This window comes from Moorena sp. SIO3I6, assembly GCF_010672095.1.
The window spans coordinates 1-2,332 of the sequence record NZ_JAAHHU010000739.1; the positions used below are offsets into that span (position 1 = coordinate 1).

Below are 2,332 nucleotides of genomic sequence, written 5' to 3' on the forward strand. Positions count from 1 at the left end.
TAGCGGTAGGAGTTAATAATTCAATTTCTTGAATTATGGCTGGATTCAAATACTTAAAAACATCCTGGGTTAAAACCGAAATTGCTTCGGCGGTCAACCCTTTAAGTTCACGAGCAAATCTCGCCATTCGTCCCTTAGCAAAATTGACTTGAAAGCGAGTCCTTTTGAGCAGGCGTTGTCTAATATTTTCATAAAGCGTTTGTTTATCGATAGTTTCATAATAGGGAAGATCGGGATTCAAAATTCTTGGAATAATATCAGGATTTTCTTCTAGAAATAGCAGACTGCCTTCCTGGTTAAATGCTTCAATTCCTTCCATGCCCAAAGTGCCTAAATCAGCCAAAGCAATAATCCGAGCTACCAGAGATAGGTTTTTATCAGAAGAGTAGAGGTCAGGTTGGTAAATGGTATTGTCTGAAGTATCATACCAACAAATGGTAGCGTTAATCGCTTCTGTAATGATTTGTAAATCTGAATCGGTAAACAAGGTCAGATGGTTAGAAGTTTGCTTGCTTATCCATTCATTCTGATTTTTGATGTAATCCAAAAGCTTAGTAATTGTAGCGGCTTCGCTCACACCATTTTCTCGCCGTCTAGAAGTATGGGGTTTGATTTGAGGGAGAAACTCTTGTACCATATCGTGAGCAATGGCGCACAGATCGATTAACTGTTTCATTCTGCTCAGATAGTCTGCTGCTATATCATTGTCCAGACAGGCTTCCCAATAGGGTCTGATGGCTTGGAAAATCCGATCAGCCCTACGCTGCACTCCCTTAACATGGTCACAATTATGATAGTAAAGCTGTTTTCGCTCCGTTTCTTTTTCCATTTCCAACAGAGCAAAGGTTTTCACCCTAGTGACTGCTTCCACAAAGGAGCTAGGAAGCTGAGCTAAATCATCAATTGATGGGTGTAATAGATACTGATTATCCTGATTTATTTTATTCATGATAACTATCGGTTTTAAATACCAAAAATTGATTGAATACGTTTGCGAATTTCCGCGAAAGGAGTTTCGTCTTCCTCTGTGCTACTAACAGTTATTCCTAAGCGTTCCAATGTCTCTTGACGTTTGGATAATTCTTCAGAAATTCGGTCAGCTAATTCTTCGTGCTTAGCCAATAGACTTTGTAAATTGTCTCGATCCACCACAAACAGCATCGTCTCTTCTAGGGTACGAAGAGTAGCAGTACGGGGAGTACCCATCAGCAGAGACATCTCCCCGATAAATTCCCCAGACTTACGGGTAGCGACTCGTTTTCCAATCGATTCTACAAACACTTCCACTTTTCCAGATAGGATAATATAAAATGAGTCCCCTGGATCGTTTTCCCGACAGATGGTTTCGTAAGCTGGGAGAGTTTTCCGATAGCCCTCTTCAATGATATGTCGCAGTTCGATATCGCTGCAGTTTTGAAAATAACTTACTTGCCGCAATAGATCTGCCAGCTTCCAGGCTTTAGCGGATTTAGACTTGGGTTTGCGTTTAGCTGTAGCTGATTGCTTGTGGGTTGAGGAGGAGCCATTAGTCACCCCGGGGGTTTGTAATTGCCGAAACAGGGAGACTAAGGCTTCTGGATTGTGAATACGCAAGTTTCGCTCAGGGTGGCCGGGTTCGATGTGGCGCGATCGCAATTCAGTATCAATCAGATAATACAAAGCACTTTTAATCCCTTGGCTCTCTGCTGGTTTATCGATCCAAACCAAAAGTTCAAAATCCATCCCTTCCTCTCCATAGCCCTTGAACCAAACTTGGGGAGAGGGAGAAGATAAAACTCGAGGTTCTTGGCGGGCAGCCGCTAACAGCAGCTCTGTGATCACAAGGGGATCTAATTCATCGGGAAAATTGATGGGAATTTGGAGACGACTTGTAGGGTTTTCGTAGCTCCAGTTAATGACATTGTTTTGGACAAAACTGTTATTGGGAATAATAACACAAACGTTGTGAATGGTTCGTATTACTGTAGAGCGAATCGATATTTTTTCCACAGTTCCTGACAGATTATCGATTTCTATATAGTCTCCCACTTTAATCGGTTGATCAAGCAGGATAGTCAGACCACTGATAAAATTGCTAGCTAGATCTTGTAGTCCAATTCCAAAGCCAATACCGAGAGCACCAGCAAAGATTGCTAAAGAACTTAGGTTAATCCCTGACGTTTGTAGAACGATTAAAAACCCTAAGATACTTAGAATGTAACCGATAATAGAAGCGAGGGCTTCCCGAGTACCCCGATCCATCCTGAAACGGCTCAGTAACCAATGTTTAATCAGAGCTTTGATGGTACGGGATATCAGAATAGCGATGATACATAAAAACAGGAATTTGCCA

The 2,332-nt window shown here is 41.8% G+C and carries 2 protein-coding genes; both read right to left on the reverse strand.

The annotated features are described in order from the left end of the window. A partial coding sequence (locus tag F6K49_RS42085; protein ID WP_293107256.1) for a hypothetical protein occupies positions 1-949 on the reverse strand: 949 nt, incomplete at its 3' end. Between the two features lie 14 nt (positions 950-963). Further along, positions 964-2,332 (reverse strand): mechanosensitive ion channel domain-containing protein (locus F6K49_RS42090; RefSeq protein ID WP_293107259.1); only part of this gene is annotated, 1,369 nt, incomplete at its 5' end.